Annotated in this window: 14 protein-coding genes; 8 read left to right on the top strand and 6 right to left on the bottom strand. The window is 65.8% G+C overall.

The genetic code is table 11. From position 1 onward, the window contains the following. Positions 1-122: 122 nt before the first annotated feature. Positions 123-461 carry a Rieske (2Fe-2S) protein gene (locus NGJ21_RS15775; protein ID WP_371316833.1) on the bottom strand — a complete coding sequence of 113 codons (339 nt, stop codon included), beginning with the start codon at positions 459-461 and terminating at the stop codon, positions 123-125. A gap of 12 nt (positions 462-473) precedes the next feature. Continuing rightward, positions 474-1,415: a VOC family protein gene (locus NGJ21_RS15770; protein WP_237858203.1), complete on the bottom strand. Its 942-nt coding sequence runs from the start codon at positions 1,413-1,415 to the stop codon at positions 474-476. 279 nt (positions 1,416-1,694) lie between these two features. Here NGJ21_RS15770 and NGJ21_RS15765 point away from each other — a divergent pair, with 279 nt between their 5' ends. After that, on the top strand, positions 1,695-2,633 hold the full coding sequence (locus NGJ21_RS15765; RefSeq protein WP_046785551.1) for a LysR family transcriptional regulator: 939 nt from the start codon (positions 1,695-1,697) through the stop codon (positions 2,631-2,633). A 182-nt stretch (positions 2,634-2,815) separates the two neighbouring features. After that, complete coding sequence (locus NGJ21_RS15760; protein ID WP_251962362.1) at positions 2,816-3,973, top strand: alpha/beta hydrolase family protein; 1,158 nt, start codon at positions 2,816-2,818, stop codon at positions 3,971-3,973. Positions 3,974-4,047: 74 nt separating this feature from the next. Here NGJ21_RS15760 and NGJ21_RS15755 read toward each other — a convergent pair whose 3' ends face one another. Continuing rightward, complete coding sequence (locus NGJ21_RS15755) at positions 4,048-4,428, bottom strand: nuclear transport factor 2 family protein (protein ID WP_115275131.1); 381 nt, start codon at positions 4,426-4,428, stop codon at positions 4,048-4,050. Between the two features lie 257 nt (positions 4,429-4,685). Between NGJ21_RS15755 and NGJ21_RS15750 the strand changes: the two genes are divergently transcribed. Then, positions 4,686-6,029: a metal-dependent hydrolase family protein gene (locus NGJ21_RS15750; RefSeq protein ID WP_174141427.1), complete on the top strand. Its 1,344-nt coding sequence runs from the start codon at positions 4,686-4,688 to the stop codon at positions 6,027-6,029. Between the two features lie 2 nt (positions 6,030-6,031). After that, positions 6,032-6,475 carry a GlcG/HbpS family heme-binding protein gene (locus tag NGJ21_RS15745; RefSeq protein ID WP_251962361.1) on the top strand — a complete coding sequence of 148 codons (444 nt, stop codon included), beginning with the start codon at positions 6,032-6,034 and terminating at the stop codon, positions 6,473-6,475. Here the strand turns inward: NGJ21_RS15745 and NGJ21_RS15740 are convergent. Then, on the bottom strand, positions 6,466-7,395 hold the full coding sequence (locus NGJ21_RS15740; protein WP_119688778.1) for a LysR family transcriptional regulator: 930 nt from the start codon (positions 7,393-7,395) through the stop codon (positions 6,466-6,468). The genes NGJ21_RS15745 and NGJ21_RS15740 overlap by 10 nt on opposite strands. A gap of 102 nt (positions 7,396-7,497) precedes the next feature. Next, on the bottom strand, positions 7,498-7,896 hold the full coding sequence (locus NGJ21_RS15735) for a nuclear transport factor 2 family protein (RefSeq protein WP_046785557.1): 399 nt from the start codon (positions 7,894-7,896) through the stop codon (positions 7,498-7,500). A 183-nt stretch (positions 7,897-8,079) separates the two neighbouring features. Here NGJ21_RS15735 and NGJ21_RS15730 point away from each other — a divergent pair, with 183 nt between their 5' ends. Genes NGJ21_RS15730 through NGJ21_RS15715 form a run of 4 tightly spaced genes read left to right on the top strand, consistent with a single transcriptional unit; the run spans position 8,080 to position 13,864 of the window. Then, positions 8,080-9,252: an ABC transporter substrate-binding protein gene (locus NGJ21_RS15730; RefSeq protein WP_046785558.1), complete on the top strand. Its 1,173-nt coding sequence runs from the start codon at positions 8,080-8,082 to the stop codon at positions 9,250-9,252. Between the two features lie 15 nt (positions 9,253-9,267). Then, positions 9,268-10,137: a branched-chain amino acid ABC transporter permease gene (locus tag NGJ21_RS15725; protein WP_046785559.1), complete on the top strand. Its 870-nt coding sequence runs from the start codon at positions 9,268-9,270 to the stop codon at positions 10,135-10,137. Beyond that, complete coding sequence (locus NGJ21_RS15720; RefSeq protein ID WP_502943555.1) at positions 10,134-12,620, top strand: branched-chain amino acid ABC transporter ATP-binding protein/permease; 2,487 nt, start codon at positions 10,134-10,136, stop codon at positions 12,618-12,620. The genes NGJ21_RS15725 and NGJ21_RS15720 overlap by 4 nt, the downstream gene beginning before the upstream one ends. Further along, positions 12,617-13,864, top strand: a complete 1,248-nt coding sequence (locus NGJ21_RS15715; RefSeq protein WP_251962359.1) for an amidohydrolase family protein — start codon at positions 12,617-12,619, stop codon at positions 13,862-13,864. The genes NGJ21_RS15720 and NGJ21_RS15715 overlap by 4 nt, the downstream gene beginning before the upstream one ends. Here the strand turns inward: NGJ21_RS15715 and NGJ21_RS15710 are convergent. After that, complete coding sequence (locus NGJ21_RS15710; protein ID WP_039601266.1) at positions 13,833-14,528, bottom strand: GntR family transcriptional regulator; 696 nt, start codon at positions 14,526-14,528, stop codon at positions 13,833-13,835. The two genes, NGJ21_RS15715 and NGJ21_RS15710, sit on opposite strands and share 32 nt — an antisense overlap. Positions 14,529-14,596 lie beyond the last annotated feature (68 nt).

The raw sequence follows: 14,596 nt of genomic DNA, 5'->3' as shown, positions 1-14,596 counted from the left end.
TTCTTGTTGTTCGCCGCAGCGTGGGCGGCGGGCATTTCCTGTGCCTTGGGCACAGCTTCCCGGCAGCGCCGGGCTTTGACCAATCGAGTCCTGGGATGCGACCTATCACGCGGCGCGATACCTCAGGGGTGCAACTGTTGCAGCGGCACTACCAGCCAGCCGTCCACCTCGCGGTGATCAAGCGCCTGCAGCGCATCGCCACGGCAAGGGCCGTGAACGCAGGTGCCATCGTCAGGCCGAAAGCGTGCGCCATGGGCGTAGCAGACCACCCACTGGCCATCGGCACTGAGGAAGCGGTCCTTGCGGTACTCCAGCGGTACCAGCAGGTGCGGACACAGGTTGCGGTAAACACGCACAACGCCGCGGTGCCGCAGGGCGAACAGGCTGTCTGCCCCCCTGCCCTGCGGGTCGAAGCCGCGTGCCTTGCCCTCGCTCAGTTCCGCGAGCGGGCACAGCGCCACGCAAGGCACAGCTCAGGGCTGCTTTGGCGGTGGGCCACCGGGCGCCCACTTCTCCCGCGAAGCGAAAAGGAACAGCTGCGAGTTGTCGGCCGACATCGGTGCCTGGCGCGCCGCCCACTCATCGTCATGCTTGTCCATGTCGGCGTCGTACTCGATGTGGCAGCCCAGCGGGCTGTTGAAGTACCAGAACCAGTTCGAGCCCAGCAGGTGACGGCCCGGGCCCCAGAAACTGGTCCAGCCCTTTTGCTGGAAGCGATTGCCGGCCAGCAGCACTTCCGTGCCGCTGCCCATATGGAAGGTGAAATGCTCGCAGCCCTGCATGTGTGGCGGCGTCTGGATCATGAACAGGCAGTGGTGATCGTCCATGCCAGCGGTGCGCATGAACGGGCCGACGCCGATGAAGCTGTCAGTGGTGACGAAGCCCAGGCGGTCGCGATAGAAGGCTTCGCCTTTGGCCGCATCGGGCACGAAGTACACCACATGAGACAAGGTGCGCGGCTGCGCTGGCATGTCCAGCGTGATGCCCAACTGGTTGAGGGGGCGCTGCGGCGCGCTACCGGGAGCGTTGGTGAGGTCGGCCGGCGCCTGGAAGCTGCGTCTGCAGGAGACCTGGAAGGCGATGGCAAAGCCCAGGTCGTCGACACTGTGCAGCACACCCTGCTCGTCACGGCGCACCTCGCGGTCGCGCCCCAGCTCGTCGGCGATGGCCTCAAGGTCCTGCGTCGCTGCCACGCCGTAAACGGTTTCACGCAGCGATGGGGTCGGGCCCAGCGCCGGCGGCAGGTGGGGGTCATCGCCGTGACGGATGATGATCGCAGTGCCGTCGAGTGCTTCGAAACGGCCACCGTCGGCATCCAGTTGTACGGCTGTGAGGCCGTAATCACGCAGGCAATCGGCGCAGGCCTGGATATCGTCGACGCCGAATACCAGTGCGTCGAGTCCAAGAATGTTCATGGCTACCACTCCATTGAAATTGTTGTTCGGTGCCAGCCAGGGTCACCGGTAGCAGGTCGGCGCGGCGGGCAGGCCGCTCGACTGGAGGGCAGATTGCTGGCTGATCGGCCAGGCTGACCAATCGCGAGTCAGGATGCGAGGCATCGGTAATCGCGATACCTGTGCGCAAGCCCATGGCGCCTGGCGCTGGCTCGGCTGGACAGCGGATTGGCCTTGACGTATCGGCAATGCGGCGGGAAGGTATCGCGAAAATAACTACAATAACCGTGAGCTATCACCATGCGCTTTCACCACCTGGATCTGAACCTGCTGGTCGCCCTGGATGTCCTGCTCGAGGAGCAGAACATCACCCGTGCCGCTGAACGCCTGCACATGACGCAATCGGCCACCAGCGGGGTGCTGGGCCGCTTGAGAACGTTTTTCGAGGACGAACTGCTGGTGCAGGTCGGCCGCAAGATGCAGCCCACACCCTATGCACTGGAGCTGGCCCAGCCGGTGCGCGAGGTGCTGCTGACCATCCGCTCCTCGATTACCGCCAAGCCGGTGTTCGACCCCTCGAGCAGCAAACGGCACCTGCGCCTGGTGACCTCGGACTACCTGATCAGCGTGCTGTTCGCCCAGGTCATCCAGAAAATCCACCTTCAGGCGCCGCACATCACCTTCGAAATGATCAGCCCCGGTGACAACAGCGCCGAGCTTCTGATGCGCGGCGAAGTCGACATGATGATCGTGCCCGAGCGTTACCTCATCGATGGCCACCCGTCGCAGCTGTTGTTCGAGGAAGACCACGTGTGCGTGGTCTGGCGCGACAATCCGCAAGTCGGCGAGAGCCTGACGCTGGAGCAGTACATGCAGATGGGGCATATCTCGGTGGGCTTTGGCCGTAACCGGCACCTGAGCATCGAGGACTGGTTCATGAACCAGTACGGCTTCAACCGCCGCCTGGAAGTGATTACCAACGACTTCAACACCCTGCCGCAGCTGCTGGTAGGCACCCCCCGCGTGGCCACCATGCACCGGCGCCTGGCGCAGCTGTATGCCCGCTACCTGCCCCTGCGCATCCTGCCGCCACCGGTGAAGATCCCGGTGATGCGCGAATTCATGCTCTGGCACCGCAGCATGGAGGGCGACCCCATGCACCGCTGGTTGCGTGAACGCATCAGCGACTTCATTCAGCATGTCGACCAGCAACCCGACGCCCTGCTCGCCAGCGCCTGACCGGCAGCCATCGCCCCGGCCGGCGCAACGTCGCCGGGGCATCGCGTTTGGCGATACCTCGCATCCCTGTTCACGATTGGCCCCACCTCGCCGTGTCTGCGTACCTTGCCTTCGGACAGCGCCTTGCGTACCTGTCGCAATTGTCAGGCGCCGGACTCAACGACCGCAGAAGGACAACAACAATGTTCCGTTACTTCCCCACCAACTATGTCTGGAATCTCTCGGTGGACCTGGCCATCGAAATGGGCGCCCGCCTGGGCGAGATCGAAGCGATGTGCGCGCCGCTGCAGGAGGCGGCCCTGCAACCCGACGCCGCCGGCACCCAGGCGTTTCGCGAAACCTGGTCGAAGATGGCCGACAAGCTCTGCGCCCTGGCCGAAGAAGACGAGGCCGCAGGCCGATGCCTGTCCGCTGGCGAAAAATACAACCGCGCTGCCACTTACTACCTGACCTGCGAACGCCTGCAGGCGCATGGTGCGTCAGGGCGCGAGGCCCTGTACCAGCGTTTTCTCGAGACCTTCGCCCGCGGCATCGACCTGTCCAGGGAAAACTGCGAGCGGGTGGAAATCCCCTACGAAGGCCAGCATCTGAGCGGGCTGCTCGTGCGCGCCGAAGGCACGACCGGCCCGGCACCACTGCTGGTGCAGGTCAACGGGCTGGATTCGACCAAAGAGATGAAGTACCGCGTCGGTCTGCCAGCGTGGCTGGCCAAACGTGGCGTGTCCTCGCTGATCATCGACCAACCCGGCACGGGCGAGGCGTTGCGCCTGCAAGGCCTGACCGCGCGTTACGACAGCGAGCATTGGGCCAGCCGCGTAGTGGACTGGCTGGAAACCCGCCCGGAAGTCGACCCCAAGCGCATCGGTATGGAAGGGGTATCGCTGGGGGGTTACTACTGCCCACGTGCGGTGGCCTTCGAACCGCGCTTCGCCTGCGGTGTGGTGTGGGGCGCCAACCACGACTGGCGGGATGTACAGAAGCGTCGCCTGGAGAAGGAAGGCGACTTCCCGGTGCCGCATTACTGGGCGCACGTGTGCTGGGTCTGGGGCGCCAAGGATATGGATGAATTCATGACCATTGCCGAAAACGTGCACCTTGATGGCGTGCTCGACCGCATTCGCGTCCCCTTCCTGGTGACCCACGGCGAAAAGGACTCGCAGATCCCGCTCAAGTGGGCCCATCGCACCTACGAGCAGCTGGTCAACAGCCCCAAGCGCGAATTGAAGGTCTTCACTGAGCGCGAAGGCGGCGTGCAGCATTCAAGCTTCGACAACAGCATCAATGCCGGCCAGTTCATCGCCGACTGGGTTGCCGAAACGCTCGGCGGGCATACCGCCTGAACCCTTGCTGGTGAAGGTGCCGGGGCAGCCTGTATGGCGACTGCCCCGGTGCCTGTCAGCGGTTCATGCCGTCATCAGGCCGGTGCCCGCGTACCGTGGAATGATGCGATCCGCCACCCCTTCTCCCGTTTGACCCAAAGCTGCGTGGCGAAACCTTCGGCGCGCACCGGTTCACCGCCGCCGCGTTTTTGCAGCAGGTTGCATTGCACCCCGCTCATCAGCGCCAGCCCGTCGGCAAACACCCGCACCGTCAGCTCACCGCGATCCACGGCCAGGTAGCGCACGGCATTGCGGGCATAATCCAGGTACTGTCCTTTGTCCTGCACCAGCCCCGTGGTGTGGACATAAAGCAAATCATCGTCGAACAGCACCTCGAGCTGCTCATGGTCCTCGTGGACCAAGGCGCGCTGGCGTTCGGCTTCAAGGCTCAGCAACTCATCACGAATAGCCTTCATGGTACTTCCTTCAGGATTGATTGACCGGCACATCCTCACCTCACCCCCAGCGCAAGGAACAATCGTGGATATCCATGCCTGCCATCGACACTGACGATACCTGGCCATTGCCCCCTGCCGGCCCGGGCAACCCGGCAGCCACAGGGGTTGCGGCAGGTATCGATGCCGTCGATGGGTGGCCAACGACAGGATCTGATGGTGCCTGCCGCCGCAGGCACATAGCCTGCCGGAAACAACAAGACGAGTAGAACCCGACCATGAGCGCCCTGCACCTTCACTGCGCCACCCTGTTCGATGGCGCCAGCCTTCAGGCACGCCAGCAACAGACGCTGATCATCGAAAACGGCCTGATACGCCATGTTGGCGCGACGGCCCAGGCGCCACGCCCATTGCCCGGTGACCGCGAAGCGCGCGGCGACTTCGTCATGCCGGGGTTGGTAGACGTGCACACCCACCTGGCGTTCGGCAACGCCCAGAGCGAGGAAGACATCGACATCTGGACCAGCGACGAATTCCGCGCGTTGCGCGGCATGTTCTTCGCCCAGCACGTGCTGGCTGCCGGGGTCACCTCGATGGTCTGCCCGGGTGACAGCGGCCAGCTCAGCATCGCCGTGCGCAACACAGTCAACGCCGGGCTCTTCGAAGGCCCGCGCATCGCGGCAAGCAGCCGCGTGATCACCAACCGGCAAAGCCTCAACGACTGGTTTCCCAGCCGCGTCGGCGCACCGGAATACTTCACCGCTGCGCTGGTCACCAGCCGTACCGAAGCCATCGCGCAGATCCGCAAACAGGCCAAGGATGGCGTCGACCTGATCAAGATCGCCATGGACGGCACGCACCGCCGCCCCAACGGTGAAATCATCGCCGCCTTCACAGCCGATGAAACCCGCGAAATGGTCGACGAAGCGCACCGCCTCGGCTGCCGGGTAGCCACGCATGCCTACGGCCGCGAAGCCGTGATGTACGCGGCCAAGGCAGGCGTCGATCTGGTCTTTCATGCCTTCTACATGGACGACGCCTGCATCGAAGCACTTCTGGAGGCAGGCAGCGTGCTGGCGCCCACCATGACCTTCCCACAGAACACCGTAGATTTCTGCCAGCCCCACGACCCGGCGGTGACCACAGGCTACGCCGGCTACTGTGCCCGCACGCTGGAACTGGGCACGCCGGTGCTCAAGCGCGCCAAGGCTGCCGGAATTCCTTTCGCCTGCGGCAGCGACAGCGGTTTTGCCGTTACCCCTTACGGCGAGTGGCATGCGCGTGAACTGGAGTTGCTGGTCACGCGCCTGGGCTTCACCCCGGCACAAGCGCTGCACGCTGCGACCAATGTCGGCGCACGCCTGATGCCACGCGGTGAAACGCTCGGCACCCTGGAGCCAGGCAAACAGGCCGACCTGTTGATCCTCGACGGCTCGCCGCTTGACGACATCCGCATCCTGCAAGACCGCAACCGCCTGCAGGCGGTGTACAAGGCAGGCCAGCCAGTACGCCTGCAACGCACGCCCTACAACCCTAAACAGGTGTCGGACTTCAACTCCCTGAAATGGACCGAACTCTACACCCGCGACCGTGTAGCCGAACTTGGCAAATGGAGCCAGTGACCATGCAGGCACTCGATTTCGAAACCGCCGCGCGGCTTGCCGCGTCTACGCTGCGACACGCACGGGCCTTGGGCGTGCGGCCTTTGGCAGCCGCCGTGCTCGATGCTGCAGGCCACCCGCTGGCGCTGTTGCGCGATGAGCAGGCCAGCGCCTTGCGCCCACAGATCGCCACCGCAAAAGCCAGCGGCTGCCTGGGTATGGGCTTCGGTGGCCGGGAGCTGGCAAGGCGCGCTCAGGTGATGCCAGCATTCTTCGACGCGATCAACAGCCTGACCCAAGGCCACGTGATCCCGGTACCCGGCGGTGTTCTGCTGCGCGACACCGAGGGGCGCCTGCTCGGGGCAATCGGCGTCAGCGGTGACACCTCGGACAACGATGAGCGTTGCGCCTTGCTGGCCATCGAAGAGTTCGGCCTTGTCGGTGACACGGGCGACCTTCAGGCGTGATCTACCCCCGCCGCCTGCTCGGTCAGCACCTGTCGCAGCCAGCTCAGGGCCGGGTCGGATGCTTGTTGCGGGTGCCATTGCACCACTTGAACAGCCACCGGGAAGGCGATGGGCGATGGCAGTACCCGTAGCTGATGATGACGCGCCAGCCCTTGGGCCTGGCGCCGAAACAACGTAGCGATGCGCGGCGTACCGGCGACGAAGTCGCCCATCAGCGCGAAACTCTGCACCGCCACGGCCACACGCCGCTCGATGCCGATTTCACGCAGGTGCTGGGTGTCGAGCGAGAGGTTCTGGCCATCGGTGAACTCGCGCACGACATGCGCGGCTGCACAGAACTCAGCCAGGTCAAGGCCCGCCTGGTAAGCCACTGCATGCGCGCAAACAACGCAGCACAGCTCATCCTCGAGCAACACTGAGTGGGGGTAGCGCGGATTTATGCGCCGCTGGGGCACGACCACCAGGTCGCTGCGGCGATAGTCCAGTGCCTCGGCAACCACGTCACCGTCACGCGACAGCGGCAGGTCGCGAACCGTCAGCGATATGCCGGGCGCCAGGCGCGCCAGTACACGGCTGAGCGCAGGCATGACAGTGGCCGCCACATAGTCCGACGCCACCAGGGTAAAGCGCCGCTCACAGCGGCCGGGGTCGAAGTCCAGGGACGTCTGCACCACCTCCCCGACCAGGCTTAGTGCCTTTCGCACTCTGGGTGCCAGCTGCCGCGCCAAGGCACTGGGCTCAAGGCCGCGCCCGAGCGGGATCAGCAGGGGGTCCTGAAAATGTTCGCGCAGGCGCCCCAGCGCAGCGCTGGTGGCAGACTGGCCAAGGTTGAGGCGCTGCGCCGCCCGGCTGACGCTGCACTCCTCGAGCAGCACATCCAGGGCGACCAGCAGGTTGAGATCAAGACGTCGATAGCGCATGGGCAACTTATACCCGACAGGGGTGCGCTCACGATGCGGTTTTCGCACTACCAGGTATCGCCCTGCGCGATACATCGGGCTGCATCGCAGCAGTAGCCGCGCTCAAGCCTTGCCAATCTCCGGCACCAGCATCCACTCCGCGCTGTCGTTCCACACATCCATGCGCACGATCTTGCCCGCCTTCACTTCGAAGCGGTCCAGGTAACGGTTGCCGGAAAAGCTGCGGCCATCCGGCCACTGCCCGTACAGCGTGCCATTGGAATACACCACGGTGTGGTCCTCGCGCTCGCACCAGTCGAACTGCCCCAGCTGCTTTTTCACCCAGGTGTAACGCGCGCCGTTGAACGCGGTGATATCGGTCGGGGTGGGCATCGCGCGGCCGCCGGTAAAGGTGATGCGCACGTCGTCGCTCATGAACGTGGCGGCGCGCACCGGGTCGGGGGCCATGGAGGCGGCGAGGAAGTCGCGCACGATCTGTACGGCGCTGTTGCTTTCGGTCATTGCAAGTCTCCGAGGGTGTCCAGAACGGGGCGTCGGCCCCGAACGATGCCTTGATGCAGTGCACGCGAGGGCGCTGAAGCCAAGGCGCAAGCCCCAAAACACGGGGTGCCCGAAGTATTTTCCAAATGGCACCTGTTTTGCTAGCACATTTTTATAAATTGCTAGCAATCAGGAGTTCGAACCATGTTCAGCCGTTCCTTGCTACGTCGCTGGCTGCCCTGCGCAGCCTTTTCCCTGGCCTGCTGCACAGGCTGGGTACAGGCTGCCGAGCCGATCAAGGTGGGCCTGGTGGCCGCGTTGTCGGGGCAGTCGGCCAAGTCCGGCGAGGCCCTTACCCGGGGCCTCACCCTGGCCATCGACGAAATCAATGCCAAAGGCGGGCTGCTGGGCCGCCCGGTGGAGCTGGTGCGCCGCGATGACGAAAGCAACCCGGCCAAGGGCATGCTGGCGGCGCGCGAGCTGATCCAGCGGGAGAAGGTCAGCGTGCTGTTCGGCGGCCTCGACACCCCGGTGTCGCTGGCCATCGTACCGTTGGCCAACCAACTGAAAACGCCGTTCATGGGCATCTGGGCGGCAGGCACCAAGATCACCGAGAACGGCGCGAAGGACAACTACGTGTTCCGCGTGTCGGCGGTGGATGAACAGGTGGATGAAGCGCTGGTCGCCTATGGCCTGCGCCAGGGCATGAAACGACCGGGTTTGATCCTGGCCAACAACCCTTGGGGCGAGTCGAACCTGGCAGGGCTCAACGCGGCCCTGGCCCGCCGCGACATGGCCCAGGCGCCGGCCGAGCGCTTTGAAGACAGCGACCTGGACATGGTGCCGCAACTCACCCGCCTGAAAAGCGCAGGTGTCGACACCCTGCTGCTGGTCGGCAACGTCGGCCCGTCGGCGCAGGTGGTCAAGTCGCTCCAGCAGATGGGCTGGAACGTGCCGGTGGTGTCGCACTGGGGCCCGGCCGGCGGCCGCTTTGGCGAGCTGGCCGGGCCAGACGCCGGGCGCGTGCACTTCATCCAGACCTTTGTCTTCAGCGCCCACAACAGCGCCCGCGGCGATGCCTTGCTGGCCGCACTCAAGCAGCGCTACCCACAGGTCAAGACCCTGGCCGACGTGACCCCGGCCGTGGGCATCGCCAACGCCTACGACGCCATGCACCTGGTGGGCCTGGCGATCGACAAGGCCCAGGACACCCAAGGCACGAAGGTGCGTGACGGCTTTTATGCCATCAGCGACTACGACGGGCTGATCAAACACTACCAGCAGCCGTTCAGCGTTGACCGCCACGATGCCCTGGGCCCTGACGACTACATTTTCAGCCGCTTCGATGGCGACACCATCGTGCCCGTGACGCCCTGAGCGGAGACCCTCGACATGATCACCACCGCACTGGTCAGCGGCCTGGGCCTGGGCAGCATGTATGCGCTGCTGGCTTTGGGCTTTCACCTCACCTATGCCGTGTCGCGCACGGTCAACTTTGCCCAGGGCAGCGCGATGATGGTCGGCGCCGTGCTGGGCTACAGCCTGGCGGTGACCTGGGGCTGGCCGCTGTGGCTGGCACTGCCCACTACCCTGCTGCTGTGCGCGGTGCTGGGCCTGGCCATCGAGCGCTTTCTGGTGCGGCCGTTCCATGCCCGTGGCTCGGACGCCTGGCTGATGGCGACGGTGGCGGGCGGGCTGCTGCTGGACAACCTGGCGATGTTCACCTTCGGCAAGGAGCCGCGGCAGTTCGGCAGCGCCCTGACCAGCCTGCGCCTGGACCTGGGCGACAGCAGCCTGAATGCCGTGCAGCTGGCCATCCCGCTGGCCGGCGCGGCGGTGGCGGCCACGCTTTACTGGGTGCGCAGACGCACGCAACTGGGCTTGCGCCTGGAAGCCTGCGTGCAGAACCCACGGGCAGCGCGGTTGATGGGCATCGAAGTGAACCGCGTGGTGGCGGCGGCCTTTGCCCTGTCGACCGTGTTCGCGGCGCTGGCGGGCCTGCTGATCGCACCGCTGTACAGCGTGCACGCGGACATGGGCACGCTGTTCGGTCTGAAGGCTTTCGCCGTGGCCATTCTGGGCGGCATCGCCAGTGCCGGTGGGGTGTTTGCCGCAGGCCTGCTGTTTGGCCTGCTCGAAGCGGTGGTCACGCTGTATTTCGGCTCTGCGTTCACGCAATTGCTGTGCTTTGCACTGGTGATCGTGGTGCTCGCGGCACGTCCTGACGGCCTGTTCGGCCGCAAACTCTGGGTAAAGGTATGACCATGCGCGAGCGACTCGCCCCCCTCGGCCTGGCCCTGTTCGGGGTCGCCTGCCTTGGCCTGGCACTGGGCCTGGACAGCTACTGGCTGTTGATCCTGACCTTGTACGCGCTGGCGGTCACCGTCGGCGTGGGCCTGAACATCCTGATCGGTCTGTCCGGGCAGATGTCCTTCGGGCACATCGCCTTCTATGCCATCGGTGCCTACCTGTCGGCACTGCTGACGCTGGCTGGCCTGCCGCTTTCGGCCGCCCTGCCCCTGGCCGGCCTCGGCTGCGCGGTGCTGGGTGGCTTGCTGGCGATCCCGGCGCTACGGGTCAGCGGGCCTTACCTTGCGATGATCACCATTGCCTTTGCGCTGGTGGTGCACAACGGCCTGATCGAGTGGCGCAGCGTCACCGGAGGGGCCAATGGCCTGATGGGCATCCCGCTGCCTGAACTCGGCACGCTGGACCCGGCGCTACTGCTGGCACTGGCTTCGGTGCTGCTGATGCTGGCCGCACTGGTCTTCTACTGGAGCCTGCAACGCAGCGGCTGGGGCCTGGCTATGCGTGCGGTGAAGGCTTCGGAAATTGCCGCGCGTTCACTGGGGGTCAACCCGGTGCAGACGCGGACCCTGGCCTTTGCCCTGTCGGCAGGCCTGGCGGGGGCGGCCGGGGCACTGGTAGCGCCGGTGCTGATGTTCATCAACCCGGCGGCGTTCCCGTTCTCGCAGTCGATCCTGTTCGTCCTGGCGGTGATCGTCGGTGGCGCCGGCATGCTGTTCGGGCCAGTGCTCGGTGCACTGGTGATCGTGCTGCTGCCCGAATTGCTGGCCGACTTTGCCGAGTACCGGTTGCTGGCATTTTCGGTTTTGCTGCTGGCAGTACTGTGGGCTGCACCACGCGGTGTGCTGGGCAGCCTGGCCAAGCGCTTCTGGCGGCCGCGACACGAGCCGGTCACGGCACAGCCCGACACGGCGGCGCTGCGGGCGTTCTTCGCCGGTGGTGCGCAGCATGGGCTGAAGGTCGAGGGCATTGGCATCCGTTTTGGCGGTGTCCAGGCCGCGCAGCAGGTCAGCCTGCAGGCTGTGCCTGGCAGCATCACCAGCCTGATCGGGCCCAATGGTGCGGGCAAATCCACAGTGCTCAACCTGATCAGTGGTTTCTACCGCACCGACACCGGCTCGATCCAGCTGGGCGGGGAGCTGGCCGGGCAGCCGGCCTGGCGCATCGCCCGCGCCGGTATCGCCCGTACGTACCAGACCACCCAGCTGTTCGGTGAGCTGAGCGTGCTTGAAAACCTGCTGTTGGCCTTCCAGCAAGGGGCCATCGAACGGCCCTGGCCATGCCAGCAAGCCACACGCAAGGCCATGGCCATTGAGTTGCTGGCGCTGGTCGGCTACCGCAGCAACCTGCACGTCACCGCCGATGACCTGCCCCACGTCGACCGCCGCCTGGTCGAGATCGCCCGGGCCCTGGCCAGCCGGCCGCAGGTGCTGCTGCTCGACGAGCCTGCCGCCGGCCTCGGCCGGCAGGACACCGACCGCCTGGCCACGCTGCTGCAACGCTTGGCCGCCTTCAACCTGGCGATCATCCTGGTCGAGCACGACATGCCGCTGGTGATGGCCGTGTCGCAAAGGCTACTGGTGCTCGACGCCGGCAAACCGATCGCCTGGGGCACGCCTGAACAGGTGCGCGCTGACCCACGGGTGATTGCCGCGTACCTGGGTGGCACCGAGTACCAGGCCCAGCCGCGCGCGCAGGCCTGGGCAGGCTCGCGTGATGCCGTGCTGCACGTGCGCGACCTGTGCATCGACTATGGCGCGGCGCCAGTGGTCGAAGGCGTCGACCTGGTGGTCAACCCGGGCGAGCTGATCGCCATTCTGGGCGCCAATGGCGCCGGCAAATCGAGCATCCTGCAGGCCCTTGCCGGCCTGCACAGGCCGCGTGGCGGCAGCATCGTGCTGGACAACCGCAGCATCGAAAGCCTGGATGCCAGCCAGATCGCCCGCCTTGGCCTGGCCCTGGTCCCTGAAGGCCGGCAGCTGTTCGGCCAGTTGAGCGTGCGTGAGAACCTGCTGCTGGGGGCCAATGTGCGCCAGGATGCCGTCGATGCCGACGCCGAGATTGCCGCGATCCTCAAACGCTTCCCCCGCCTGCGCGAGCGTATCGACAGCCCGGCCGGGCTGCTCTCGGGCGGTGAGCAGCAGATGGTCGCGATCGGCCGCGGGCTGATGGCCAAGCCGCGCATCCTGCTGCTCGACGAACCGTCCCTGGGCCTCTCCCCGGCGATGATCGGCGAGCTGTACGACGCCCTCGCCGCCCTGCGCGACGAAGGGGTGACGTTACTGCTGGTCGATCAGATGGCCAACCTGGCACTGCAGGTGGCCGACCGTGCCTACGTGCTGGAAACAGGCCGCATCGTCAAACAGGGCAGCGCCGAGCAACTGCGCGGCGACCCACAACTGGAAGCCGCCTACCTGGGCACAGGAGCCGCCGCATGAACCACCTGGAACTGATCAATGTGCGCCTGGGCGACGGCCCGGCACTGAGCCGCCTGCTGATCGAAGACGGCCGGTTCGTGGCCCGGCTGAGCCGGCCGGCGCCCAAACTCGACCTCGGCGGCCGGCTGGTGTTGCCCGGCCTGATCGAAACCCATATCCACCTGGACAAGGCCTGCATCCTTTCGCGCTGCCAGCTGCGCGAAGGCACGCTGGCCGAAGCCATCGCCCAGACCCGCCTGGCCAAAGCCGATTTCACCGAGGCCGATGTGTACGCGCGCGGCGCGGCAGTGCTGGAGCAAGCCATCGTGCAAGGCACCACGCACATGCGTACCCATGTCGAGATCGACCCCGGCATCGGCCTGACCGGCCTGCGCGCCATCCGCAGGCTGCAGGCTGATTACGCCTGGGCCGTGACCTTGGAGATCTGCGTGTTTCCGCAGGAAGGCATGCTCGACAACCCCGGGACCGAAGCCCTGTTGTGCCAGGCCCTGGACGAAGGCGCCGAAGTGCTGGGCGGCTGCCCTTACACCGACGCCGACCCGCCTGCACAGATCCGCCGGCTGTTCGAACTGGCGGTGGCCTACGATCGCGACCTGGACCTGCACCAAGACTTCGACCTGCAGGTCGCCGGCATGACCCTGGGCGAGGTGATCCGCTGCACCCACCAGCATGGCTGGCAGGGCCGGGTCACCGTTGGCCATGTGACCAAGCTCTCGGCACTGCCGCAGGCCGAACTGATGCGTATGGGCCACGCCCTGGCCGAAGCCGGCGTGCAGGTCACCTGCCTGCCGGCCACCGACCTGTTCCTCACCGGCCGTGACCGCTTCCATGACAAGCCCCGGGGGCTGGCACCGCTGGCGCAGTTGCATCAGTGCGGGGTGACCTGTTCGTTGTCGAGCAACAACATCGGCAACCCCTTCACGCCCTACGGCGATGCCTCCCTGGTGCGTCAGGCCAACCTGTACGCCAACGTCGCCCAACTGGGTACGCCGCAAGAACTACTGCTGTGCCTGGGCTGGATCTCACGCCAGTCGGCGCGCCTGCTGCGCCTTGCCGACTATGGCCTGGAACCGGGTTGCCGAGCCGACTTCGTGGTGTTCGACGCACCCTCGCCGGCCGAGGTGATCGGCCGTATCGCCGCGCCGCTGATGGGTTTCAAACAGGGCCGGCAGACCTTCAGCCGGCCACCCGCCGAGCTGTTCCCGGCACAGCTCACAGCCCTGACAGTGCCTGACGCAGGTTGACCTCAGGCGCAGCCACATCCTCGAGGGCCAACTGGCCCTCGAGCTCGTCCAGGTGCGCGATCATTTCGTCCACGGCCGCCTGGGTATTGCCGGCGCGCAACGCATCGATGATCGCCTGGTGCTCGTCCGAGGCACAGGGCGGGCTGTCACCACGCTGGTACAGGGCGACGATCAGCGAGCTGCGCACCATCAGGTTACCGAGGATATCGGCCAGCACCTGGTTACCGCTCACCTCCCCCAGCAACAAGTGAAACTCGCTGAGTTCGCGGACGATGGCGCGGCGATCGGTGCTGGCAGTGGCTGCGCGCTCGTTGTGCATGTGCTGTTCGATGCGCACCTGATGCTCAGCGACATGGGCCGGGGTGATGGCCTCGACGATCGCCCGCTCCACGGCGCGGCGTGCGGCGAAGATTTCCCGTGCTTCGCGGGCACTGGGCTGGGCCACGGTGGCGCCGCGGTTGGGCTCGATGTCGACGATGCGCTGCATGGCCAGGCGTTGCAGCGCAGCCTGCACGTGGTTGCGGTTGGCCTGCAGGGTCTCGACGATGTGCGCCTCGACCAGCCGCACGCCAGGGCGCAGGCGATGCTGGGCAATGGCCTTGGCGAGCATCTCGGCGATGCGCTGGACTTCTTGTTGCTTGCTGCTGACCGTCTTGCCTTTCATCGAGACCTCTAAACCCTCAAACGCATTGGGCCGGCATTATCCGCCGGGCCAGGCATTGCGGCAATCGG

The organism is Pseudomonas sp. Marseille-Q5299, assembly GCF_943737035.1.
In the GTDB taxonomy this organism is placed as follows: Bacteria; Pseudomonadota; Gammaproteobacteria; order Pseudomonadales; family Pseudomonadaceae; genus Aquipseudomonas; species Aquipseudomonas putida_E.
This window is presented reverse-complemented; position numbering and strand designations above follow the sequence as displayed.

What these genes read in the sequence shown, in the direction of transcription:
- NGJ21_RS15770 (WP_237858203.1), bottom strand. Translation starts at nt 1,415, where the DNA reads ATGAACATTCTTGGACTCGACGCACTGGTATTCGGCGTCGACGATATC.
- NGJ21_RS15765 (WP_046785551.1), top strand. Translation starts at nt 1,695, where the DNA reads ATGCGCTTTCACCACCTGGATCTGAACCTGCTGGTCGCCCTGGATGTC.
- NGJ21_RS15760 (WP_251962362.1), top strand. Translation starts at nt 2,816, where the DNA reads ATGTTCCGTTACTTCCCCACCAACTATGTCTGGAATCTCTCGGTGGAC.
- NGJ21_RS15755 (WP_115275131.1), bottom strand. Translation starts at nt 4,428, where the DNA reads ATGAAGGCTATTCGTGATGAGTTGCTGAGCCTTGAAGCCGAACGCCAG.
- NGJ21_RS15750 (WP_174141427.1), top strand. Translation starts at nt 4,686, where the DNA reads ATGAGCGCCCTGCACCTTCACTGCGCCACCCTGTTCGATGGCGCCAGC.
- NGJ21_RS15745 (WP_251962361.1), top strand. Translation starts at nt 6,032, where the DNA reads ATGCAGGCACTCGATTTCGAAACCGCCGCGCGGCTTGCCGCGTCTACG.
- NGJ21_RS15740 (WP_119688778.1), bottom strand. Translation starts at nt 7,395, where the DNA reads ATGCGCTATCGACGTCTTGATCTCAACCTGCTGGTCGCCCTGGATGTG.
- NGJ21_RS15735 (WP_046785557.1), bottom strand. Translation starts at nt 7,896, where the DNA reads ATGACCGAAAGCAACAGCGCCGTACAGATCGTGCGCGACTTCCTCGCC.
- NGJ21_RS15730 (WP_046785558.1), top strand. Translation starts at nt 8,080, where the DNA reads ATGTTCAGCCGTTCCTTGCTACGTCGCTGGCTGCCCTGCGCAGCCTTT.
- NGJ21_RS15725 (WP_046785559.1), top strand. Translation starts at nt 9,268, where the DNA reads ATGATCACCACCGCACTGGTCAGCGGCCTGGGCCTGGGCAGCATGTAT.
- NGJ21_RS15720 (WP_502943555.1), top strand. Translation starts at nt 10,134, where the DNA reads ATGACCATGCGCGAGCGACTCGCCCCCCTCGGCCTGGCCCTGTTCGGG.
- NGJ21_RS15715 (WP_251962359.1), top strand. Translation starts at nt 12,617, where the DNA reads ATGAACCACCTGGAACTGATCAATGTGCGCCTGGGCGACGGCCCGGCA.
- NGJ21_RS15710 (WP_039601266.1), bottom strand. Translation starts at nt 14,528, where the DNA reads ATGAAAGGCAAGACGGTCAGCAGCAAGCAACAAGAAGTCCAGCGCATC.